Annotated in this window: 23 protein-coding genes; 8 read left to right on the top strand and 15 right to left on the bottom strand. The window is 59.2% G+C overall.

What is annotated here, in order from left to right:
• The first annotated feature begins 47 nt into the window (after nt 1-47).
• From AB7D48_RS09120 to AB7D48_RS09100, 5 genes are all read left to right on the top strand, one after another.
• Complete coding sequence (locus AB7D48_RS09120; protein ID WP_427977996.1) at nt 48-1,058, top strand: 3-carboxyethylcatechol 2,3-dioxygenase; 1,011 nt, start codon at nt 48-50, stop codon at nt 1,056-1,058.
• Nucleotides 1,055-2,248, top strand: a complete 1,194-nt coding sequence (locus AB7D48_RS09115) for an acyl-CoA dehydrogenase family protein (protein ID WP_427977994.1) — start codon at nt 1,055-1,057, stop codon at nt 2,246-2,248. The genes AB7D48_RS09120 and AB7D48_RS09115 overlap by 4 nt, the downstream gene beginning before the upstream one ends.
• Entirely contained in the window at nt 2,245-2,781 is a 537-nt protein-coding gene (locus AB7D48_RS09110) for a flavin reductase family protein (RefSeq protein WP_427977991.1), read from the top strand. The genes AB7D48_RS09115 and AB7D48_RS09110 overlap by 4 nt, the downstream gene beginning before the upstream one ends.
• Nucleotides 2,782-2,793: 12 nt before the next feature.
• Entirely contained in the window at nt 2,794-3,642 is an 849-nt protein-coding gene (locus tag AB7D48_RS09105) for an alpha/beta fold hydrolase (protein ID WP_427977989.1), read from the top strand.
• A 121-nt stretch (nt 3,643-3,763) separates the two neighbouring features.
• Nucleotides 3,764-4,549: an IclR family transcriptional regulator domain-containing protein gene (locus tag AB7D48_RS09100; protein WP_427977986.1), complete on the top strand. Its 786-nt coding sequence runs from the start codon at nt 3,764-3,766 to the stop codon at nt 4,547-4,549.
• A 37-nt stretch (nt 4,550-4,586) separates the two neighbouring features.
• Here the strand turns inward: AB7D48_RS09100 and dmpG are convergent, their stop codons facing one another.
• Genes dmpG through AB7D48_RS09085 form a run of 3 tightly spaced genes read right to left on the bottom strand, consistent with a single transcriptional unit; the run spans nt 4,587 to nt 7,340 of the window.
• Nucleotides 4,587-5,615 carry a 4-hydroxy-2-oxovalerate aldolase gene (gene dmpG / locus AB7D48_RS09095; RefSeq protein ID WP_427977983.1) on the bottom strand — a complete coding sequence of 343 codons (1,029 nt, stop codon included), beginning with the start codon at nt 5,613-5,615 and terminating at the stop codon, nt 4,587-4,589.
• A complete protein-coding gene (locus tag AB7D48_RS09090) occupies nt 5,615-6,556 on the bottom strand; it encodes an acetaldehyde dehydrogenase (acetylating) (RefSeq protein ID WP_427977981.1) in 942 nt (313 codons plus the stop codon). Before AB7D48_RS09090 ends, dmpG begins: the two co-directional genes overlap by 1 nt.
• Nucleotide 6,557: 1 nt before the next feature.
• Nucleotides 6,558-7,340 (bottom strand): 2-keto-4-pentenoate hydratase, encoded by a 783-nt coding sequence (locus tag AB7D48_RS09085; protein ID WP_427977979.1) that lies wholly within the window; start codon nt 7,338-7,340, stop codon nt 6,558-6,560.
• A gap of 43 nt (nt 7,341-7,383) precedes the next feature.
• On the opposite strand from AB7D48_RS09085, the gene AB7D48_RS09080 reads away from it, so the two are divergent.
• The gene (locus tag AB7D48_RS09080) at nt 7,384-8,190 is read left to right on the top strand and encodes an IclR family transcriptional regulator (RefSeq protein ID WP_427977976.1); all 807 of its coding nucleotides are present in this window, start codon (nt 7,384-7,386) and stop codon (nt 8,188-8,190) included.
• A 30-nt stretch (nt 8,191-8,220) separates the two neighbouring features.
• On the opposite strand, the gene AB7D48_RS09075 is transcribed toward AB7D48_RS09080, so the two are convergent.
• Genes AB7D48_RS09075 through AB7D48_RS09050 form a run of 6 tightly spaced genes read right to left on the bottom strand, consistent with a single transcriptional unit; the run spans nt 8,221 to nt 13,270 of the window.
• Entirely contained in the window at nt 8,221-9,195 is a 975-nt protein-coding gene (locus tag AB7D48_RS09075) for a PDR/VanB family oxidoreductase (RefSeq protein ID WP_427977973.1), read from the bottom strand.
• A gap of 14 nt (nt 9,196-9,209) precedes the next feature.
• On the bottom strand, nt 9,210-9,959 hold the full coding sequence (locus AB7D48_RS09070) for an SDR family NAD(P)-dependent oxidoreductase (RefSeq protein ID WP_427977970.1): 750 nt from the start codon (nt 9,957-9,959) through the stop codon (nt 9,210-9,212).
• A gap of 11 nt (nt 9,960-9,970) precedes the next feature.
• The gene (locus tag AB7D48_RS09065) at nt 9,971-10,465 is read right to left on the bottom strand and encodes an aromatic-ring-hydroxylating dioxygenase subunit beta (RefSeq protein WP_427977968.1); all 495 of its coding nucleotides are present in this window, start codon (nt 10,463-10,465) and stop codon (nt 9,971-9,973) included.
• On the bottom strand, nt 10,462-11,715 hold the full coding sequence (locus AB7D48_RS09060) for an aromatic ring-hydroxylating oxygenase subunit alpha (protein WP_427977965.1): 1,254 nt from the start codon (nt 11,713-11,715) through the stop codon (nt 10,462-10,464). The genes AB7D48_RS09065 and AB7D48_RS09060 overlap by 4 nt, the downstream gene beginning before the upstream one ends.
• Before the next feature lie 27 nt (nt 11,716-11,742).
• Nucleotides 11,743-12,105 (bottom strand): hypothetical protein, encoded by a 363-nt coding sequence (locus AB7D48_RS09055; protein ID WP_427977963.1) that lies wholly within the window; start codon nt 12,103-12,105, stop codon nt 11,743-11,745.
• Nucleotides 12,106-12,124: 19 nt separating this feature from the next.
• Complete coding sequence (locus tag AB7D48_RS09050; RefSeq protein ID WP_427977960.1) at nt 12,125-13,270, bottom strand: acyl-CoA dehydrogenase family protein; 1,146 nt, start codon at nt 13,268-13,270, stop codon at nt 12,125-12,127.
• A 261-nt stretch (nt 13,271-13,531) separates the two neighbouring features.
• Between AB7D48_RS09050 and AB7D48_RS09045 the strand changes: the two genes are divergently transcribed.
• Nucleotides 13,532-14,080: a nuclear transport factor 2 family protein gene (locus tag AB7D48_RS09045; RefSeq protein ID WP_427977957.1), complete on the top strand. Its 549-nt coding sequence runs from the start codon at nt 13,532-13,534 to the stop codon at nt 14,078-14,080.
• An 81-nt stretch (nt 14,081-14,161) separates the two neighbouring features.
• Here the strand turns inward: AB7D48_RS09045 and AB7D48_RS09040 are convergent, their stop codons facing one another.
• The 5 genes from AB7D48_RS09040 to AB7D48_RS09020 all read right to left on the bottom strand — a co-directional run bounded on the left by AB7D48_RS09040 (nt 14,162) and on the right by AB7D48_RS09020 (nt 20,104).
• The gene (locus AB7D48_RS09040; RefSeq protein ID WP_427977955.1) at nt 14,162-15,502 is read right to left on the bottom strand and encodes a spinster family MFS transporter; all 1,341 of its coding nucleotides are present in this window, start codon (nt 15,500-15,502) and stop codon (nt 14,162-14,164) included.
• 62 nt (nt 15,503-15,564) lie between these two features.
• The gene (locus AB7D48_RS09035) at nt 15,565-16,815 is read right to left on the bottom strand and encodes an amidase (RefSeq protein ID WP_427977953.1); all 1,251 of its coding nucleotides are present in this window, start codon (nt 16,813-16,815) and stop codon (nt 15,565-15,567) included.
• A 64-nt stretch (nt 16,816-16,879) separates the two neighbouring features.
• Nucleotides 16,880-18,238 (bottom strand): carbohydrate porin, encoded by a 1,359-nt coding sequence (locus AB7D48_RS09030; protein WP_427977950.1) that lies wholly within the window; start codon nt 18,236-18,238, stop codon nt 16,880-16,882.
• A gap of 58 nt (nt 18,239-18,296) precedes the next feature.
• Nucleotides 18,297-19,076 (bottom strand): class II aldolase/adducin family protein, encoded by a 780-nt coding sequence (locus tag AB7D48_RS09025; RefSeq protein ID WP_427977948.1) that lies wholly within the window; start codon nt 19,074-19,076, stop codon nt 18,297-18,299.
• Between the two features lie 2 nt (nt 19,077-19,078).
• Nucleotides 19,079-20,104, bottom strand: coding sequence for a ketopantoate reductase family protein (locus AB7D48_RS09020; protein ID WP_427977945.1), 1,026 nt, complete (start codon nt 20,102-20,104; stop codon nt 19,079-19,081).
• A 257-nt stretch (nt 20,105-20,361) separates the two neighbouring features.
• On the opposite strand from AB7D48_RS09020, the gene AB7D48_RS09015 reads away from it, so the two are divergent.
• Nucleotides 20,362-20,832, top strand: a complete 471-nt coding sequence (locus tag AB7D48_RS09015) for a MarR family winged helix-turn-helix transcriptional regulator (protein WP_427977942.1) — start codon at nt 20,362-20,364, stop codon at nt 20,830-20,832.
• Between the two features lie 88 nt (nt 20,833-20,920).
• Here AB7D48_RS09015 and AB7D48_RS09010 read toward each other — a convergent pair whose 3' ends face one another.
• Nucleotides 20,921-22,498 carry a GMC family oxidoreductase gene (locus AB7D48_RS09010; protein ID WP_427977939.1) on the bottom strand — a complete coding sequence of 526 codons (1,578 nt, stop codon included), beginning with the start codon at nt 22,496-22,498 and terminating at the stop codon, nt 20,921-20,923.
• Between the last annotated feature and the right edge of the window lie 11 nt (nt 22,499-22,509).

Below are 22,509 nucleotides of genomic sequence, written 5' to 3'. Positions count from 1 at the left end.
GTTCACTGAATGCACAAAACGAAAATGGCCGTTTAAACGCTCCCGCCATGCCGCTAGCTAGAGCCTCGAAGAAGCAAAACTCCGAGGAAACCATGAGCGTCATGCTGAAATGCCTTTCGCATACCCCCTTGCGCGGGCTGAACGACCCCGGTGCCGAGGTCGTGGCGGAAGTGGATGCCGCATTGGCGAAATCCCGTGCCGATGTGGAAGCCTTTGCCCCCGAGCTGATCGTGATCTTCGCGCCGGACCATTATAACGGGCTGTTCTACGATCTGATGCCCCCTTTCGTGATCGCCACGGCGGCGGAATCGGTTGCCGATTACCAGACCCTGCCGGGGCCCGTGCGTGTCCCCGCCGAATTGGCGCAGGATCTGGCCCGGCATGTTCTGGATAGCGATGTCGATGTCGCCATCTCGCATCGCTTGCAGGTGGATCATGGCTGCACCCAGGCATTGGAGGAAATGACCGGCAGTCTGACACGGTATCCAACCATTCCAATCATTATCAATTCGGTGGCTCCGCCCTTCGCGCCCTATCGCCGGGTGGTGAAACTGGGCGAGGCGGTGGGGCATTTCATCGCCAAGCTGGACCGGCGCGTGCTGATTCTCGGCACTGGCGGCCTTTCCCACGAACCGCCCGTGCCTCTGATCTCCGGCGCGCCCGAGGAGATCCGGGATTTTCTCATCGCCGGACGCAACCCCACCCCGGAGGCGCGTGCCGCCCGCCAGGCGCGCACCATCGCCGCCGGACAAATCTACGGCACGCCGAACAGCCCGCTGACCCCCCTGAACCCGGAATGGGACCAGGATTTCATGAATTTGCTGCTGCACGGCGAAGTCGCGCTGGCCGATGGCTTCAATATCGAGGAGATCTCAAAACGGGCTGGGCGCTCCACGCATGAAATCCGCACCTGGGTGGCGGCCTTCGCGGCCATGGGTGCCATTGGCCCGTACCGGGCACGCCAGGATTACTACCGGCCGATCAATGAATGGATCGCCGGGTACGGCATGCTCAGCGCCATGTCTTCAACAGAAACCAGCAAGGAACTCGTGGCATGAACGTCATGACCTCAATCCCCCCCACGGAAGCGGAGATCGTCTCGCGCGCCCGCGACCTCATCCCCGTTCTGCGCGCGCGCGCCGAATCCTGTGAAAAAGCCCGCATGGTCCCGAAGGAAACCATCGAAGATTTCCAGCGCGCGGGGTTTTTCCGCATCCTGCAGCCACGCCGCTGGGGTGGATATGAAATGACCCCCAACACGCTCAACAAGGTGCTGATGGAATTGGGGCGCGGCTGCCCATCCTCCGCCTGGATCGTCATGGTGCTGGGCGTGCATCCCTTCGAGGTCGGGCTGCTGGATGAGCGCTGCGGCGAGGAGCTTTGGGGGCAGGATAATTCCACGCTGATCTCTTCCTCCTATGCGCCGTTCGGCACCGTCACCAGGGCCGATGGCGGCTATGTGCTGAACGGGGAATGGATGACCTCCTCAGGTTGCGACCATGCCGCCGGCGGAGCGTTTCTCGGCGGGCGCGTCGTGGAGAATGGCGAATCCGTGTTCCGCTCCTTCTGGGTGAAGCGCGAAGATTTCAGCATCATCGATGACTGGCACGTGGTGGGGTTGCAGGGCACTGGCTCCAAACGGCTGGTGGTGAAGGAGGCCTTCGTGCCGGATTACCGCAACCATGTCATCGCCGCCTATGGCGCGGAAACCCATGGCCATCTGAACAATCTTTACAAAATGCCGTTCTTTTACATGTTCTATGCCGCGGTGTCCTCGGTGATCGTCGGCATGGCGCGCGGCATGGCGGATCTTTATGTCGAGCACATGATGCCGCGCCAGAACATCAACCAGGCGATCGGCGCCGCCGTGCAGGATCCGTTCATCAAGAACCGGCTGGGCGATGCCACGGCGAAAATCTCCGCCGCCGCGGCCCGCATATTGACCAACACGGACGAAGCCTGGAGCTATGCCGCGCGCGGTGAACTGGTGCCCTTGGAGGTGCGCATCCGCACCTTCGCCACCAATCAGTTCACCGGCGGCGAATGTTTCGAGGCGGCACATATGCTGTTCAAGAAAACCTCAACGCGCGGCGTCTGGCTTTCCAGCCCGATACAGCGCCAGATGCGCGACATTCTGGTCGGCGCCAACCACATCACCCAGAACCAGGACAATATCGGGGATCTCTTAGGCGGGCAGATGCTTGGCAACAAGCTAGCCCCAGGCAATCCATTCGGGGTACGGATATGAGCGCCACACTGGCGGGCTGGGCGCCGGATTCAACGCTCGCCTCCCAGGCGATGGTGGAGCCCGCGGCGCATAAGGGCGGCATGCGCCAATTTGCCGCGGGCGTCACCATCATCACCACCGCCCATGGCGATGAGCGTGCCGGGCTGACCGCCACGGCAATGGTCTCCGTCACCGCCGACCCGCCACGCCTGATGGTGTTCATCAACAAGAACGTGCTGGCCGCGGACATCATGCTGCGCCGGGGCGCGTTGGGCGTGAATGTGCTGGCCGCCGAACAGGAAGACATCGCCAAGGCCTTCGCGGGCATGATCCCGGATGTACACGGCATGGCGCGCTTCAATCACGGCGCATGGGACACGCTCGTGACCGGCTCACCCATGCTCTCCGGGGCGCTGGCTTCTTTCGATACCAGGGTTATCGGCGTCACCGAGGAGAGCACACATTACGCCTGCCTGTGCGAAGTGCTGGCGGCACGAGAAACACCGGGGCTCCCCTTGCTCTATTTCAACGGCGCCTTTCACCGGCTGCCATAAGGATCACCGCGCATGACGATGCAAATCACCGAATCCGCGACCAGCCACATGGCCAAGATCGGCGCGTTCAACATCCATTACAACGACACCCATAGCGGCGCGGAAACCGTGGTGATGCTGCACGGCTCCGGCCCCGGCGCCAGCGGCTGGTCGAATTTTTCCCGCAATGTGCAGCCGCTCACGCAAGCAGGCTACCGCGTTGTGCTGATGGATTGCCCCGGCTGGAACAAGAGCGACACGGTGGTCTGTACCGGCTCACGCTCCGACCTCAACGCCCAAACCCTCGCCGGTTTGCTGGATCATCTGGGCATCGGGCGCGCCCACCTCATCGGCAACTCAATGGGCGGGCACAGCGCCGTGGCTTTCGCGCTCGCCAATCCGGAACGAGTGGGCAAGCTGGTGATGATGGGCGGAGGAACCGGCGGGCCGAGCAACTTCGTGCCAATGCCGACCGAAGGCATCAAGCTGATTCAAGCTTTATACCGCGACCCCAGCATCGAAAATCTCAAGCGGATGATGGCTGTCTTCGTATATGACGCATCCTCCCTCACCGAGGATTTGTTCCAGGCACGGCTCGATGCCATGTTGTCCCGGCGTGATCATCTTGAGAATTTCATCAAGAGTCTCGCCGCCAATCCGAAGCAGTTTCCAGATTACGGCCACCGGCTTGGAGAGGTCTCAGCCGCCTCGCTCATCATCTGGGGACGCGACGATCGCTTCGTGCCACTCGACTGCGGGTTGCGTCTGCTCTGGGGCCTGCAAAACGCGGAACTGCATGTGTTCAACCGCTGCGGCCATTGGGCGCAATGGGAACATGCGGACAGCTTCAACAACATGGTGGTGGCGTTTCTGCGCCGCTGATCCTTCCCGCCGCCGCGAGGATTGAACCGCCGCCGCCCGCATGGCATAATTTCGGAAAATCGGGAGATATGGCGGTATCTCCGGAAACACGAGCCCCTCCGACATACCGCCGAAACAGACCATGGAGCGAACCTATAAATCCGTGCGGGCGCTGGAGCGCGGCCTGGACCTGTTGATGGAGCTGAATCTTCGTGGCCGGGCAAAACCAGGCGAACTCGCCAACGCCACGGGCCTAGACCGCACGACGGTTTATCGCATGCTGGAAACATTGGCCGGCAAGGGGCTGGTCGCGCGCAGCCCCTCCGAGGATAAATATTATCTGCTGCGCGATGTACGCAGATTGTCCGACGGGTTCATCGAGACCGATGAAATTCTGCATATCGCCGCGCGCGAACTCGGCCGCATGCTGCCCGATGTGCTCTGGCCGTCGGACTTCGCCACCTTCGATCGCGGCACCATGGTGATTCAGGAAACCACGCACCGTTTCAGCAGATTATCGGTGCATCGCGGCATGGTGGGGCGTAGGCGCCCGCTATTCAGCTCCGCCATGGGCCGCGCCTATCTCGCCGGGGCAACCGCGCCAGAGCGGGAGCTGACCTTGGACCTGGCCGAAGCCGCGCTGCGCCGCCCGGTTCCACGGCGGTTCGAGCCCTTGCTGGAAGATTTTGCCCAACGCGGCTATGCATGGTCCATTGCCGGGTCGGAACCGCATATCTCCGCCATCGCCGTCCCCGTGCGGGGCAGAGGGCGTATATTGGGTGCGGTCAATATCGTATTCTTTCGCCGCGCGGCGACACCGGAACAGATCGCGGCCAAGCATCTGAACTCCCTGCAAGCCTGCGCGGATGCCATTTCACAACAAATCGAGCATCCGCCCGAGAACGAGGACACACCCGGCGCCGGGTGAACGGCGCCGGACATGGGGCCATTTAGCACCAGCTTATTCAGTCGCGCGCCTTGATCATATCCAGCGCCACATCCACGATCATATCCTCCTGCCCGCCGACCATGCGCCGGCGCCCAAGCTCGACGAGAATGGCGCGTGTATCCAGCCCATAATCCTCGGCGGCTTTTTCCGCATGACGCAGGAAGGAAGAATAAACCCCCGCATACCCTAGGCTCAGCGTTTCGCGGTCCACCCGCACGGGCCGGTCCTGCAGCGGGCGGACAAGATCCTCCGCCGCATCCATCAGCTTGTAGAGGTCCGTGCCATGGTTCCAGCCCTTGCGGTCGGCCGCGGCGATAAACACCTCCAACGGCGCGTTACCGGCCCCCGCCCCCATGCCCGCGAGCGAGGCATCCACGCGCACCGCGCCATTCTGCACCGCCACGATGGAGTTGGCGACACCCAGCGAAAGATTATGATGCGCATGCACGCCGCGCTCCGTCTCCGGCTTCAAGACACGATCATAGGCTTGCAGACGGGCCTTATAGTCGTCCATGTCCATCGCCCCGCCGGAATCCGTGACATAGATGCATTGCGCGCCATAGCTTTCCATCAACTTGGCCTGTTCAGCCAGCTTTTCCGGAGACGTCATATGGCTCATCATCAAAAAGCCGATCGTATCCATGCCCAGATCGCGCGCGGCCTCGATATGCTGCCGGGAGATGTCGGCCTCGGTGCAATGGGTGGCGATGCGGACCGAGCGAACACCGAGATCATAAGCATGTTTCAGCTCATGGATGGTGCCGATGCCAGGCAGCAGCAAGGTGGTGAGCTTGGCGCGTTTCACTACCTGCGCCGCGGCCTCGATCCAGTCCCAATCCGTATGGGCGCCAAAACCGTAATTGAAGCTGGCGCCGTTCAACCCGTCGCCATGCGCGACCTCGATGGCATCCACTCCAGCTTCGTCAAGCGCCTGGGCGATCTTACAGACATGGTCCAGGCCATATTGATGGCGGATGGCATGCATGCCATCGCGCAATGTCACGTCCTGAATGTAGAGTTTTTGCGTGGCCGGATCGAAAGCCATTATGCGACCTCCTTGCTGAGTTTGCGTTGCGCGATCTTCTCCGCCGTGCGCAGCGCGGAGGAAGTCATGATGTCGAGATTGCCCGCATAGGCTGGAAGATAATGGGCCGCCCCCTCAACCTCCAGGAAAACACTGGTCTTGAGGCCGGTGAATTCGCCAAGGCCCGGGATCTTCACCGGGTTATTATCGCCGAAGCGCTCAAACTGCACGCGTTGCTTCAGCCGGTAACCCGGCACGTAGGACTGCACTTTTTCGACCATCGCCTCGATGGCGCCCTCGATGGCGGCTTCATCCGCGCCCGATGACAAGGCGAAAACCGTATCGCGCATGATCATCGGCGGTTCGGCCGGGTTGAGGATGATGATGGCCTTGCCCTTGCCAGCACCGCCGACATCCTCAATGGCTTTCGAGGTTGTTTCGGTAAACTCGTCGATATTGGCCCGGGTGCCTGGGCCAGCGCTCTTGGAGGAGATGGAGGCAACGATTTCCGCGTAATGCACCTTCGCCACCGACGAGATCGCCGCGACGATGGGAATGGTCGCCTGACCGCCGCATGTCACCATGTTGACGTTCGGCGCGTCGAGATACAGATCGCCATTCACCATCGGGATGACATAAGGACCGATGGCCGCCGGGGTGAGATCGATGATCACCTTGCCCGCCTTGGCGCAAATATCGTTGTGTTTCTTGTGCGCCCCGGCGGAGGTGGCGTCGAACACGATACCGATTTCCGGCCATATCTTCAATTTCGTCAGACCGTCGATACCTTCATGCGTGGTTTGCACGCCGAGCCTGGCCGCACGCTTCAGCCCGTCCGATTCCGGGTCGACGCCGACAAACGCGCCCATTTCCAGAAGATCCGACCTGCGCATGATCTTGATCATCAGATCAGTGCCGATATTGCCGGAGCCGATGATCGCGACCTTGATCTTTCCGCTCATTTTATTTGTCCCCCATGCTGAAACCAACCTTGCCCACCCCACCGATCCGCGCCTCGATCACGTCGCCTGATTTGATGGCCGCCATCGGGCCCAGCGCACCGGTGAGAATGACATCGCCCGCGCGTAATGTTTCGCCTTGCCGCGCGAAGGTCCGGGCCAGCCACGCGGCGGCCTTCAACGGGTGGCCAAGGCATGCCGCCCCGGCACCGACCGAAACAATGGCGCCATTTACCGTCATCGCCATGCCGCACGTATAAAGATCGAGCCCCGGAAGCTTATGTTTCTCCTGGCCAAGAACATAGAAGGCCGAGGATCCGTTATCCGCGACCGTATCCGCGAAACTGATTTTCCAGTCCGCGATACGGCTATCCACGATCTCAATGGCGGCACAGGCATAATCGCAAGCGGCCAGAATATCCTGCTCCGTGGCGGCGGGATGATCCAAATCCCTGCCCAGCACGACGGCGATTTCCGCTTCCGCCTTTGGCTGCAAGACCGAATGGGAGGCCAGCACGCCGCCATCCGCAATCGCCATATCCATGAACAAGGTGCCGAAATCTGGCTGGTCCACCCCAAGCTGCACCTGCACGGCCTTGGAGGTCAGGCCGATCTTGCGCCCACTGATGCGACGGCCGGACTGCATCCAGAATTTCGTGTTGAGATTTTGAATTTCATAGGCGCCAGCGCCATCGTCCGGTGCCAAGCCATCGCGCAAGGGTGGCACCGCTCCAGACTGATAGGCCGCTCGCAAACATGCCGCCAAGGCTTCACGGGTCATCGCCATTTTCGCGTTTCTCCTTCTTTGCGCTGGAAGCATTACCCGCGCCATGAAACGCCAGGCAATTTACATGGGCAAAATCCTCTCATATTGTGAGAAGATGAAGAACGGCCAGGCATCTCAGGGCAGCAAGACGGCCGAGAAGGGCGCGGCTCTGTTTCTGGCTCTTTTGGAAACACAAGGCCGCTTGCCGTTATCGGCCATCGCCAAGCGGACCGGATTGCCGCTTTCTACAGCGCACCGGCTCGCCAGCGTTTATCTGCGCAACGGGCTGCTCGCCCGGGTAGGCCATGGGCGCTATGCGGCGGGGGTGCGTCTGCCGGAGCTGTGCGGCTCTCTCACGCAAGCGGGCATTCTGGCCGCCGTCGCCCGGCCGCATCTGCGGGATTTGGCCCGGACCCTCAATGCGACGGCACATCTTGGCGTGCTGGAAGGCGATATGGTCACATATCTTGTCAAGGAGCATGGCGGCGGCACGGGAATCCTGACGCAGGAAGCAAACCAGCTGGAAGGTTACGGCACCGGCATCGGCAAGGTGCTGCTAAGCGCCTTGCCGCCCGATGCGCAGGCCGCCTATCTGGCCAATGGCCCCTTTGTGGCGCTAACGCCGCAAACCATCACCGACCCCGCCGCCCTGCGGCTTGAATTCCAGAACATCGCCTCGCAAGGCTATGCTTTCGATAATGCCGAAATGGCGGAAAATCTCTTTTGCCTTGCCGTACCTGTCCCTGAACCGGGCAAGGGCGCGCGGTGTGCGCTGTCCGTCTCCTTCCAAGCCAGGGAGCCGGTAAGCCTTACCCTGCTGCCAACCTTGCGAGGTTGCGCCGCGCGGATCGCCAAGGGACTAGGGTTTTGACCTCCCTTGCCGGCCTGACGGGAGGGTCGCTCAGACATCGAGCACCAGCCTTGCCCCGCAAGCGCGTGAACAACAAGCGCAGATTTCCTCGCCGGATGCACGTTCATCCTCGGTCAGGAATTTATCACGATGATCCGGCGTGCCCTCCAGAACAGTGGTCACACAGGTGCCGCAGACACCTTCCTCGCATTTCACCTCGATCTTCACACCGGCACGGGCCAAGGCCTTGGTAATCGTATCGTCCGGGCCGACAGTCACGGTAACGCCAGAAGCGCGCGCTTCGACCTCGAAGCTCTCGCCACCGGTTTCGAGCGTGGCGGCAAAATACTCACGGTGGATATTGGCATTGGCATAACCACGCGCCTGCGCGGCGGCGATGATCCAATCCATGAATCCCGCCGGACCGCAGACATAGAGATGCACACCGGAAGCCGGGGCCGGCATGTCGCGCGCTGGATCGAAACGCTGCGTGGAGGGCAGATCATCGTGATGAAACACGACGTGATTCCGGAAAGGAGCGCCGGCAAGATCATCCAAGAAGGCGGTACCGGCGGCCGAACGCGTGCAATAATGCAGCATGAACGCCCGGCCTAGCGCAGATAGGCGCCGCGCCATCGCCAGGATCGGGGTAATACCGATGCCACCCGCGATCAGCACGGTGAAATCCGCTTGTTCTTCCAGTGGGAAATGGTTGCGTGGGCCTTCCGTCAGCAGGCTCATGCCCTCAACCACATGCTCATGCAGCGCCAATGAACCACCACGGCTTGCCGGATCCTTCAGGATGCCGACTTCATAGAAGCTGGTGTCGGCAGGATCGCTGCTCAGCGAATATTGCCGCCATAAAGGCGCGTCCTGGCCAGGCACCAATATATCGAGATGAGCTCCCGCGCCAAAAGCCGGCAAAGGAGAGGCATCCACCGCCCCCAGGCGCAGGCGCATGATATTGCCAGCATCGTCCTGCCGTTTCAAAACGACGAGGCGATGCATGGGCTGGTTGGCATCCATCTTTTCTTACATCCTTATCTCATAAACAGGCCGCCATTGACATCCCAGCAAGCACCATTGACGAAAGCGGCGGCCGGAGATGCCAGCAAGGCCACCAGCTGGGCGACGAAATCAGGATCGCCAAGCTGGCCCACCGGAATATTGGCCAAGGCCGCTTGCAGCTTCTCGCCATTCAACACAGCGCGAACCATCGGTGTGTCCATCGGACCGGGAGCAATGGCGTTGCAGGTGACGCCAAAACTTGCCAGATCACGGGCAAAAATCTTCGTCAGCGTCAGGATCGCGCCTTTCGAGGCCGCGTAATGCGCACCTGTGGCCGTGCCACCATTCTGCCCCGCGAGCGAGGCAAGATTAATGATGCGCCCATATCCTCTGGCCTTAAAATGGCGCCCGAAAATCTGGCTACCGGCAAAGGTGCCGCCGGCATTCAGCGCCATGATGGCATTGAAATCCTCCGGCGCGATTTCCAGTACCGGCTGTACCACGGTGCGTGCCGCATTATTCACCAGCACTTCGGCTGAGCCCCAGCGTGCGATGATTTTATCCAGAACCGATTGAAAATGGTCAGGTTTGGAGATGTCGAGCGTTGCGGCGATGGCGGTTTCACCCGCGAGGTCCAGGCTTAGCGCCAGGGCCTCGGCCGCCTTGCCATCGATGTCACCGATTACCACGCGAAACCCTGCTTGATGCAGGGCACGCACGGCGGCGGCGCCAAAACCGGAGGCGCCGCCAGTGACAAGCGCTGTTTGAATCTGATCTGGCAAGGAACCTCCCATCAGAACAGATAGGAGATAGAGGTGAGGATACCGTCGGAGTTCAGCAGCCGCACGATTTTATCTCGGATCAAGAAGCTCTCACCGCTCCGCACCAAAACATAGGTGACATTGGCGGCAAAGAGGCGCTGGCGGCCGAACTTATCTTCCACCAGATGTTGAGCGCAGCGAATTTGCAACTCAGCACCTTCCATGCCGGCCAGCACGAAACGTGAGAGAGTGCGCACGGTTTGCGCCGGCGGAGCGGAGGATATGGAAAAGCCCGCCTTGAAACGCTCGATCCGCATCATCCGCATCGTCGCGTCATCATATGCCAGATTCAGCGTATTCTCAAAATCATCTCCGTTGCCGATGGGCAATACATAATGACCATCAGGGGTCCACAGCGCCAGCCAATCATCATAGGATTTGCTGTCGAGCAGATCCGCTTCAGCCCAAATGAAATGCGCCGCGCGCTGCAGGAGGGCTCTATCTTCCATGCTCATGGTCTGGCTCATGCGCTCATCATCCTCTTCCACATGGTATATGCGGCGCGCATGCCAGTCTCGGCGCTGACATGGCCACGTGGACCGTCATCACCTGGCGAATCTTCTCCACGATTAACCAGAATATCCAAATCCCGCGCCCCAGCGGCACCACGCTGCACGCGCTCCCACACTTCCGAATCATCCGGACTGCCGAAGCCCATCGGCCCCTGGAAATGCTCATGCAGACGCAAACGCATGCGATTTGCCGCCTCCGGGCCACCTTCCATGCCTATGGCGATATGCCGAATGGCCGTTTCCTTTACATTTATGGGCCGCAGCACACGGAAGAAAGCCATCGAGCAAGCGACATTGGGAAACAAATTCAGATTGAAACCACTTCCACCGACCGCCCGCACAATCCGGCGCACCTGTTGTTCGTCATGGCTTTGGCGCAACTCTTCGGCCAGAGCCTGAAAACGCTCGGGGATGGGAGCGTCAAGATTATCCTCCAGGTCCACAAGCTCAGGTATCATAACCATGACCGAATGGCCGTTACCAAGATCCTCGACAAACCCCGCGCCATCCAGAAAGGTAAAGGTTTTTTCAGCCTCCTCGTCAAGAGACCGCAGGAAGGATTTATGCACGATTGGAAAATGGTAAGCATCCGTCGTGTTTTCCAACTGGATCTTCCAATTTCCGGGGAAGCTGAACTGATGTTCGCCCATTGTCTTCACCGGATACCTACCACCCTGCTTCATGAATAGATCGATCCATTTCCTGGCCGGACCAAGAAAATCCTCCAGCGGCTCGATTGTCTCCTTGAAGGTGGCGAAAATCATGCCCTGATAGCTCTCGGTGCGCAGTGTTTTCAGGCCAAGCTTGGCTTTGTCGAAATCAGCCCCGTATTGCTCTGGATTCGGCACTCCGCGCAGGCCGCCATCGAGCGCATAGCCCCAGCCATGATATGGACATTGGAAGGAGGAGGTCTTGCCCTTCTTCACCTCGCACACGGTCGCGGCGCGGTGCCGGCAGCGATTGACCATGACATGCACTTCACCCTTACGGTCGCGCGCGACGATGACAGGCTGAGTGCCAAGCCAGGAGAGCTTGAAATCCCCCTTGTCCGGGATCTCGGAAGCATGCGCGACCCAAACCCAGGTCTTGGTGAAAATTCTGTCCATCTCCTCCGCGAAAATAGCGGGATCCTCATACATAGGCGTTTTCACGCGTGAGCCGGTGAACAGCGCCCCGGGCGCGGGCGAACAGGGGTGATCAGGCATTGACGACATTCCTTTCACGCGAAATGTTCATAGATTAGGAATTTCGAGAGCCCGGCCCATGCGCGCCTCGATACGCATATAGCGCCAGAGCCGGTATTCACCGATCTCGATGGTACGGAACAGGTTGCAGGCCGCCTTCACGGTCTCACGGTCAGGACAATCGGCCAATAAATAGCAAGTAAACGGAAAGCCGGACGGAGAGGTGCCGACCATGGTTTCGTCATCGTCCAACGTACCCAGCACAGTCACGCCAGGCAGCTTCGCGACACCGGACATGAAAGCGGAAAATCCAGCCCATACCTTACCGATTTCAGCAAAGGGGAGTTGAAAAAAAGTCTGATCGACGGCGATGCAGAACAAGGTGCGGATGGGTTTTGCAGGGGAAGTCATGAGAGGTCCTTCTCGAAGATCAGGGATAACCGGGCGGGGTTGGCTGATTCAGCATGCCGGCACCCGCCAGCGTCCAGGTGCCAAGACCCAGAAAAGCATGCTGGGCAACGGAGGCGGCATCAAGCATACAACGCCCAAGCACATGGCCACGACGAAGCGCCTCGGTGCCGCCCAGGCGGAAAGCCTGGCGCGCCACATCGGCACCGGTATGCGCCGCATTGGTCGCGGCCAGGCGCATCGCCGTGCGTTGCGCGCGGGGGACATCATCACCACGCAACACCTGCGCCCAGCCTTGCTCAATGGTCTCGTAGAAATAGGCCCGCGCGCTGGAGAGAGCGGCTTGTGCCTGCGCAAAACCTTGCTGGACATAGGCTCGTGTCGCCAAACTCGGCGCCCCGGTAATGGATGATTTTTCGGCCAGGGCATCATGCACGTAATCCAGCGCCTCTTGCGCGGTGCCCAGGGCGACAACGGCCAGAACCTGGGATGCCAGGGCCATGGCCGGGTAGCGGAACACCGGCTCGTCGCGCTGGCTGCGCCCGCCGCGCACGAAGCTCATCTCCTCGGGCACGAATACAGCCTCGACCAGCACGTCATGACTACCGGTGGCCGCCAAACCAACGCAGTCCCAAACTTGCTCGATGCGGGCCTGGGACGCCTTCATCACCGCCATGCGCGGCAAACTGTTCCCAGGATCGGAGGATTTGATGCCAACGCCAATATAATCCGCCCCCATGCAGCCGGAGCAATAAGGCCAACGGCCAGAGACGATAAACCCGCCACGCTCGACCGGGGCGGGCTGCGGGGGAAAAATCGCCCCCGCGAAGGTCATGTCAGGATCAGCCCCATAAATCGCTTCGAAGGTCTGCTTCGGCAGAGCCGCCAGATAGGTGGTGCTGACCCCAAAACTCGCCACCCAGCCCGTGGAGGCGTCGGCATAGGAAATCTCCTCAATCAGCCGGCAGAACGCCGCGGGGGAAAGCTCATCGCCTCCCAGGGCGGCGGGAACAAAGGCACGATAAGCACCCACACGCTTTAAAGCCGCGATGATATCATCTGGAATATGACGGAGCTTTTCAAATTCAGCCCGTCGCGACCTGATCTCCGCCTTTAGCGCCGAAAGCTCGGCCGAAGCCGGGCGCGTGGGGGGGAAAAGCTGGTTCATCGGAAATGATCCTCTACATTGACAAGCGCATGAGGCGGCATCGGCCACCTTCGATGAACGCCATTCGGCGTAAAAATACCGCCGGGGTGGTCTAGGTCAATAAAAATATTTGAAAATAAATTTGAATTTTCATCTTTATTTTCACGTTTGACATTGACAAGGCAGGAGGCTTCCGCTCGGTTCCACAGAGACGGAAAGGCTCCTGGCATGGCATTACATATTGCTTTTGACAGCCTGATCGATTTGAAAGGAGTTTTGTAGATGCAAGAAAAAATCGAGAGTTTAATAAACAGAATCGAGATTTTGGAGGCCGAGGCCGAGATCCGCCGTATTCAGGCGCGCTACATGTTTCTTTGCGATACACCCTGCCCTGAATTCGGAGTGCGCGACGATAAGCAACGAATTGAGCTGATCCTTGAGTTATATGCTGAGAATGCGGTTTGGGAAGGCGTCGGCAGCTTCTATGACAACCAGTTTGGCCGCGCTGAGGGCAAGGATGCCATCCGCAGGCATTTTCAGGCATTTTGGGGCGAGAAGCGAGACCCGGCATTACTGTTGAATGTGCATTACCTGACCAGTGAGCAGATTTATGTGAAAGGTGACAGGGCGGACGGGCAATGGGTGCACTGCCAGCCATGGATTTTTTCCGACGGTAAATCCTTGCTGCGCTCCAGCCGGCTGAATAACGGGTTCGCAAAAATCGACGGAAACTGGAAAATCACCCGGACCCGTACCGAAAATGTCTTCGTGGCACCGCTCTCTTCAGGCTGGGCAACGGATTTTCCTGAACATTCAGTGCTGATGCGCTAAGGAAAACAGGCGCCGAAAGGCGCCTGTTTCATATCCTAATAACCACCGCGCCTCTTTTCAGAGCCGGCCACAGCTATCGCCTCAGCCCTTGTTATTCAGATATCTCAAATAAGGACCATGGCAACGGGTAAGCAGCAAGCCACCAAGCAACGCGGAGAGGGCAGTCACAACAGCAAGAGAGGTGCCAACCGCCATATCGCTATGGAAGACATGGTCATTCAAGAACCCGACCAGGAAGGCGCCCAATGCAAGCCCCCCCAGTGAGTTGCAGAACAGGAAGATCGCCGAGACCCGTGAACGCATATCCGCCGGAGGCACGATCTGCATCACGGAAACCGAGGTCGGCAACGGGAAGGAAGCAAAGAAGAACGCCACCACCAGCACCACGATCATCATCTCCTGGGAGGAGACGAAACCGATCAGCGCCGCGGGAACCACACTGCACAAACCGCCTATGACGCCCACGATGATCGGAGCCGCCTTTTTGCCACGGCTATAGAACATATCGACAAGAAAACCGCTACACAGCACCCCCGCGCTCCCACACAGGAAGATGATCATGCCAAGCACCGGGCCAACCTGATGCGGCGTGAGATGGAATAAACGCTCAAGCGCCGCCGGAGACCAGCTCATCAATGTGAACAAGGTCATTGCCAGCAAGGTGAAACCCAACATATGAGGAAAAAAGATCGCTTTTTCACGCCACAGGAAAGCCAGCACTTCGGCAAGGGAAGGTGCAGGCTTAGCGGCTTTGGCACCGCGTTCCGCGACTTCGCGCACCAGCGAGACGATGAGCAACGCCACCACCAAACCAGGAATGCCGATGAGCACAAAGCAAAGCTGCCAGGGGGCCAGCGGCATGCCGAACAGGGAGAGCGGGCCGAGATGGGTGACATACGCAATGGCTATGCCGCCAAGCAGGAAAGCAACGCCCGTGCCCAAGAATGGCCCAAGCGAAAAGATACCCAGCGCCCGCCCGAGTTTTTCGCGAGGAAAAATATCCGCGATATAGGAATAAACCGCAGGGGCGAGTGAAGCCTCGCCAGCTCCCACGATGATGCGGGCAATGAAAAGCTCAGCAAAGCTGCTGACAATGCCACAGGCCATCGTCGCCAGACTCCAAATGAGAACGCCAGCCGCCATCACGGATGGGCGAGGCAAGCGGTCGCTCATCTTGGCGACGGGAATACCAAGCACCGCATAGAACAGCGCGAAGGCAAGGCCGTTAAGCAAGCCGAATTCCGTGTCGGTGATGTGGAAAGTCTGCCGTACCGGACCGACAAGGAGCGAGAGAAGCTGTCTGTCCGTGTAAGATAGAATATACGCCAGAATAAAGAGACAAACGATGGCCCAACGCTTGACCGCCCCAAACGGAGCCGGCACCGCAATGGGCGCTACTTTGCCGATACCAATCTCGCTCATGTCTCAACCTCCAAGATGCCCTTGCGGGCGGTTGCACGACCCCAGCTCAGGGCCTCAGGATTTCAAAATGATCTGGCCGCGATGGCGGGAATGGGTCTGGCGGGCAGCAACGTCTCAGCCCAGGAGCCAAACCCCAGCAACTGCTCGTCCGCGCCACGCGCGCCCAGCAATTGCACGCCGATCGGCAAGCCGCCTGGCCCTTGCAGCCCAGGCAAGGTAAGGCTGGGGAGACGCAGCAATGTCCAGAGCCTGCTGAACACCGGATCGCCCGTGCCCTCTAGCCCAAGCGGTGCTTCGCCAGGAGCGGCGGGGGCAAGCAATATATCGTATTTATCGAACAAGGCATTCGCCCGGCGGCGCAAGCGGGCCGCCTGACCGCGCGCTGTCAGATAATCCTCCCGCGGGATCGCCATTCCGGCTTTGATCAACCCCGCGATCTGCGGGCTGAGTTGCGCCTCGTGATGATCGAACTCAAAAGCCAGCGCCTGGGCGGCCTCGTAGCTCATGATAAGCTTATGCAAGGCTTCGCCTTCGGTAAACTCATCCAGGGCGAGTTCTTCCAGCTGCGTTTGCGCGCCCAACAGCGTGGCGGCTTGTTCCAGGGCTTGATGCATGCCGGCATCGCCCTGGTGCCACCAAGGGGTACGGCAAAAGCCGATGCGCGCCGGTCGGGTGGCGGCACGCGCCACACCACCACCCAGCGCATTATGGGCGGCGGCCAACGTGGCAACATCAACCGCCAATGTTCCCAACGTATCAAAGGATGGCGCCAGCCCCTTTATGCCAGCGAGACCGTAGCTTCCAAAAGAAGGTTTTAGCCCGGCGATGCCACAATAAGAAGCAGGGCGGGTCAGCGAGGCCGCGGTCTGGGAAGCCAGGCCCAGGCTCACCATGCCACAGGACACGGCCGCGGCGGAACCGGACGAAGACCCACCAGGAGTGCGCCTCAGATCATGCGGATTACGCGTCTTGCCCGGACGAAAAAAGGCGAACTCGGTGGTGACGGTCTTACCCAGACTCACCGCCCCCGCACGCTCCAGCAAGGTGACGCAGGCGGCATCGGCACAAGGGCGCCAACCCGCATAGATGGATGAACCATAGGATGTTGGAAAATCCTTGGTATCGATGATGTCCTTAACGCCCAGCGTAACGCCCGACAAAGGCCCCTGCCGGGGCATAAGTCCGGTGGCGCGACCGGCATCAAAGGCACAGAAGGCACCAATCTGGGGCTCCAACGCCTGGATGGCGTCCAATGCCGCGTTGATACGGATTTGGGAAGAAGCCGGAGAAGGCTGCATGACTGGCGTTGACATTTTTAAAGCTCCTTGCTCATGGCTTTATGATTTATTCGCTGACGATGAATGGATGGGCGGAGAATTAATGGGCAAAGCCCATGATCGCACCAAGATTCATGATCAATGTGGCGCCGACGACGACGGCATTACGCGCGCGCTTGGCGGTGGGATTGTAGTAGTTGTTCGGGTTGATCACGTATTCGAGAGACGGCTGAACAAAAACCCCCTTCACGACACCAATCTGTGCATGCCAATCGAGTACGTAAGTGCCATTGAACGGTTTGCCGCTGCCGCCATTCGCGGCGTTTTCCTTGGCTAGATAAGCAGCCTCGGTGCTGCCCAGATCGCTCCAGTGCATCTGGAACGTGTAGCTGTCAAATGGACGATCCGCGAAGGGAGCCTGCAAGGTCGTGCCTACATAGGCTTCAGCACCGATCGGGTCATAAGCGTTGAACCCCTCGCCACCGCCGGCAAACACGGCAAGCGCCGTACCATGCGGGTTATGCGTGGCGCCACCATCCTTGCGCCAGACATATTGGTCGAATGTCGCGAACATGCCCGAGGAACCGTTGTGCTTGTAGCCGCTCAATTCATCCGTGACCGGGCTGGTGTTATGAAAACCAAGCAGTTCAATGCGGGTGGGATAAGCGGTTTCGTCGAAGCCACGGTCATAGCCGATTTCGCCAACAACAGTGGTGCCGGTTGCGGTGTTGGTGTTCCAGGTCCAGCCACCCGTATAAAGATCGAGCTTGTTGTCTTCGGTGGCGGCGGCCTGCAGATAAAGATCAGGCGTGATATCGTATTTTACCCGGCCGGACCAGGTACCATAGACTGGCGTGCTGATCCCCGCATCGAACGCCCAAATATTCTTGAAGCAGGTCAGAAGCTGATTGCAATCTCCGGTATTGTTGGAGGTAAGGAAATAGCGGCTCAAATTGGTACGGCCAACCTCGACGTCGAGCCGGTCATTCAGCAGACTCTGCTCGATGGTGAACCGGGAAAGATAATTTCCGCGAAATAGATGCGGCGGCTGATAGCCGACGGTGGCATCCCCCATGTCGGCAGACCAGGATTCGTTACTGCGCAAAAAGAAAAGATCCTGGTCGAAATGAACAGTGGCGCCTTGCCAACCGACCAGCTTGTTCAAATCCGCATCGGCGCCCAAATCAAAAATACCGTTGGTCATGCGGCTGCCGGTATTGATACCGCCAGAAACATTATCAACGAAGTTATAGAGAACGATAGCACGCCAGTTGATGCCGTTATCGGCAAAAGCCTTGGTCACATCGGGAATAACATGCGTGATGGACGGGCTGGACGGCTCGGCAGGTGCGCCCTGGGCCAGCGCGGCACCGGGTAAAAGGCTAGCCAAGGCCAGGGCGCAAGCCCCCCTGTTTCCCCAGCGCCGGCGGCGCGTGGAGATGTTCTTGGATACACTCATGAAGTCGGCCTCTCTGTATGGATTTAGGTTATGAAAAGGCTGGCAGGTTCCTGGCGGGTCAGTCCGCGCGGTCACCTTTCCAGAGCGCGCCGCGCGCTTTGCGCATTCGGCGTACCTCGGCGTCGAACATCAATTGCGCGGCCCCCGCCTGGTCGATCAGCCGGCCAGCATCGCGCGCGCAAGAGGAACGGATTTCATCGGACAGCGGAATGTCAGCACCCGGGATCGTCCCGCTTTGACACTGTATTTCAGCGGCGCGTTGCGCGACCCAGTGCAGAAAAAAAGTGCGGGCGATATCCGCTTCACCAACCGCGATTCCGTGATTGCGCAGCACCAGCACATGCCTATCTCCCAGGCTGGCCAATATGCGTGAGCGCTCATCGGCATAAAGCGTGATACCTTCGAAATCATGATAACCGACACGGCCAAAAAGCTGCGCGCCGTAGAAATTATCGTGGCTGAACCCGTCTTGCTTCATGGCCACCGCGCAGACCGGATTGGTATGAGTGTGGATGACACAATGAATATCGTCGCGTGCCGTATGAATGGCACCATGCAAGGCGAAGCCCGCCGGGTTTGGCTGGTTTCCAGAATTGCTGATGATCTTGCCATCGGCGTTGACCACAAGAAGATTGTCCGGCGTGACCTCGTTGTAGTTACAGCCAAAGGGATTCACGAGATATCGCCGCTCTTGGCCAGGCAGACGCACAGATATGTGGCTGAAGATGGATTCAGTCCAGCCATGAAAATCAACAAGGTGATAGCATTCGGCCAATTGCTTGCGCAGTCTCGCCTCTTCCTGTTCGTGGCACATTGAAACGATTAAGGTATGATCCAAATTCATGCTCCTAACTGCATCTGCGGCATGGCGGCGGATTGGCCGTGCGACCGAGTTTCGGCGGCGTGATGGACGAGGCTGACAATCGTCCGGAAGACAGGCATGGCAACACCCAGGCGCGTGGCCATCTCCAGGGGGGCGTGGCATATCGCCTCAAGCTCCAGAAGACGCCCGGCTTCGAAATCCTGGCGCATGGAAGTGATGTGGTCACCCGCATGCATTATCGCCTGAAGGCAGGCGGCAGGTTCCTTGGGCAGGGAGAGGCCGGCGGCCCGTCCGAGAGCGACCATCTCCTGAGCGATACTCCGGGCGCAATCATACAGTCCCGCATCCTGACTGATTTGGCGCAAAGTCGTATGCGAGATGACCGAGAGCGGATTTGTGGCGGCATTGGCAAGCAGCTTGCTCCACATCATTTCAGACGGATCCGCGGTGATGTCCACCTCTACCCCACCGGCGCGCAGGAAGTCGGCGCAGCATCGCAGAGGCGCGCGCCCCTGTTGCGTCAGCGCGGCCAATTGCAACCTCGGCGGGCGGGGACAATAGACTTGGCCAGGGGCTTCCAGGCGGGCCATCAGATAAGCGCCACAGCCGGCGAGGCGATGCGCCGATATGGCATGGCGCAGCCTGTCTTGCGGGGACAACTCCCGCGCGGCCATGCCGCGAGAGGTAAACCAGAACGGGATGCCGTTAACCACTGGCACCACCAATTCCTGACGTTGCGCCAATATAGCGGCGAGAGGCGGCAATTGTTGTGCCTTCAACGCCAGAATCAGCAGGTCAGCCCTTGCATCGGGGAGCGTTTCCACAAGTTCGGGGTACAGCCTGTAAACCCCGAATTCATCGCGAAGCCGCAAGCCATTGGCACGCAACGCGGCAAGCGTTGCGCCACGGGCGACAAGCGTCACATGCACGTTGTGGCGTAGCAGCGTGGCAGCCAGGGCGCACCCTACGGCACCTGCACCAATGATGAGCACGCGCTTGGTTCGCGCCGCTTCGATCCCAAAGCTTTTATCCCCTGTGAGCATGTTGACCGCCTATTTCGTGGCCATTTATTAATACGAAGAATCATTTGAATATTCAATTAAATATTTAGCAAAATTTTTGGGTTTTTCTTGGGTAAATTTTCATCAAAAGATGAATTAACCAGCTTTGCTTCCCGCGGCACTTCTCCCCTTTTACGGGAACGGCTAAGCCGGGTATAAGGCCCTCAAGGTCGGGAGACGCCGGCCAAGCATCTTCATTTCGCGTCCTGCCAAGGACGTTTCATCATAAGGGCGCCAAGATGACGCGTACACCCGCCTCGCGGCGGCCAAGCCAGCCGACCGATCCGGATTTCGATCCGTCGAACTGGCCATTCTATCAGGCTTCGCGTCTCGTCGGCTTATATAATCTGCGGCTTGATTCAGTTCTGAAGCCGATCGGCATGGATGTCCCACGCTGGCGGGTGCTAATGGTGCTCTCCCGCGTCGAATCGGCAACGGTTACCAAGCTGGCGGATGAAGCCGTCTCGCGCGTACCGACCATGACCAAGATCATCCAGCGGATGGCGGCACAGGAACTCGTTGTCACCCGTCCCTCCACCGAGGATGCGCGTGTAACAGAAGTACTGATCACCTCTTCCGGGCGGGATGTGCTGGAACGTGTGCGGCTAAAAGTGGGGTTTATCTCCGACCAGGCATTTTACGGGCTCAGCAGCAAGGAACTCGACAGCTTCACCCGGCTCGCGGCGAAGATTTATCATAACTTAGTCTAATTCCACTCAGCGTCTCTTGGTCTTGCTGACGTCACACCTGGAGCCACCAGCTTTATTTCATCGCCGACAGCCCCAGGGCAGAGCAATGTCAGGCGGGTTCGGTTTCGCATGCCACCTTGTGAACAGCGCCCAGAATCATCGCGGCGGCCTTCTCACCGATCATGATGCAAGGAGCATTGGTATTGCCAGAGGTGACATCGGGCATGATCGAGGCATCGGCGACGCGCAGCCCCTTAAGACCATGAACCCGCAATTGCGGGTCAACCACCGCCATCTCATCAACGCCCATCTTACAAGTGCCGCATTGATGGTGATAAGACACCACGGCTCCACGCGCATAGGCCTCCAACTCCGCATCGCTCCGCACGGCCGGGCCAGGATAGATCTCGCGTTCGATCCAGTCCCGCAAAGCGGGCTGGGCAGCGATCTCGCGTAACCGTTTCATGCAGATTACCAGAGCGTCGACATCATATTTCGTGGCCAGCACGTTCGGGTCGAGTTCGATCGGTGCGTCCGGGTCAGCGGATGTGAGACGGATCTGCCCCCGGCTGGTCGGGCGGATACCTCCGGCATTCAAGGTGAAGGCATTCGGTGTCACCGGCTTCAGCTCAGGCGTATAATAAGGGGCGAACAGGAATAATGGCTGCAAGTCCGGTTCCGCCAGTTCCTCATCACTCTTCATGAAAAGGTGCGAGTGCAGCGGCGTCCAACCGGTATGTTCCGGAGCGGGAATTGGTTTCCTCGCCTCATAGATCATCGGCAGCAATGTATGGTCATGCAGATTTTCACCCACGCCGGGTAGATCGTGCTTCACCGCAATGCCAAGACGTTCCAACGCCGCGCGTGGACCAATGCCTGAGAGCATCAGCATGCGCGGGCTCTCGATCGCCCCACCGCTGAGCACCACCTCACGATTTGCCGCGATGCTGTGCAGTACGCCCTCATGCATGAACGTGACACCGCTTGCCGCTCCGTTTTCGATATCCACCCGCTGTACCCGCGCACCCGTAAGCACGGTAAGGTTCGGGCGTGCCATGGCCGGACGCAGGAAGGCAACAGCGCTGGATTGGCGACGGCCATTCAATGTGTTGAGCTGACAGAGCCCCGCGCCCATCTGGCTGTCGCCGTTATTGCAATCATCGTTGAAAGCGTGCCCAGCTTGCACCGCGGCTTCGACAACGGCCGCGTTGACCGGGTGGGGGTTGATGTCCTTGGTGACCCGCAGCGGGCCACCCGTGGCATGCATTTCGTTCGCGCCGCCCTCATGATCTTCGGATTTTTTGAAGAAGGGCAATACATCCTTCCACCCCCACCCCTCATTGCCAAGAGCCTCCCAGCGGTCGTAATCCGCCGGGTTGCCCCGCACATAAATCATGCCATTGAGGGAGGAGGAACCGCCTAATGTTTTACCGCGCGGCCAAAAGAGACGTCGATTCTGTGCGTGTTTTTGCGGTACCGTCCAATAGGCCCAATCATAATCGCTCTCCCACAGTTCGATGACCCGCAGCGGCGTGTGGATCATGTCGGTATCGTCTGGCCTGCCAGCCTCCAGCAGCAGCACGGAGACAGACGGCTGCTCGGAAAGGCGGGCGGCAATAACGCAACCCGCGGAACCGGCGCCGCAGATGATATAGTCATAGCTTGGGGCGAGTGTTGTGCTGCTCATTCTTCCAGTCT

Origin of the sequence: Acidocella sp., from assembly GCF_050253495.1 — a bacterium.
GTDB lineage: Bacteria > Pseudomonadota > Alphaproteobacteria > Acetobacterales > Acetobacteraceae > Acidocella.
Note: the sequence above shows the minus strand (reverse complement) of the source record. Positions and strands in the feature narration are given on the sequence as shown.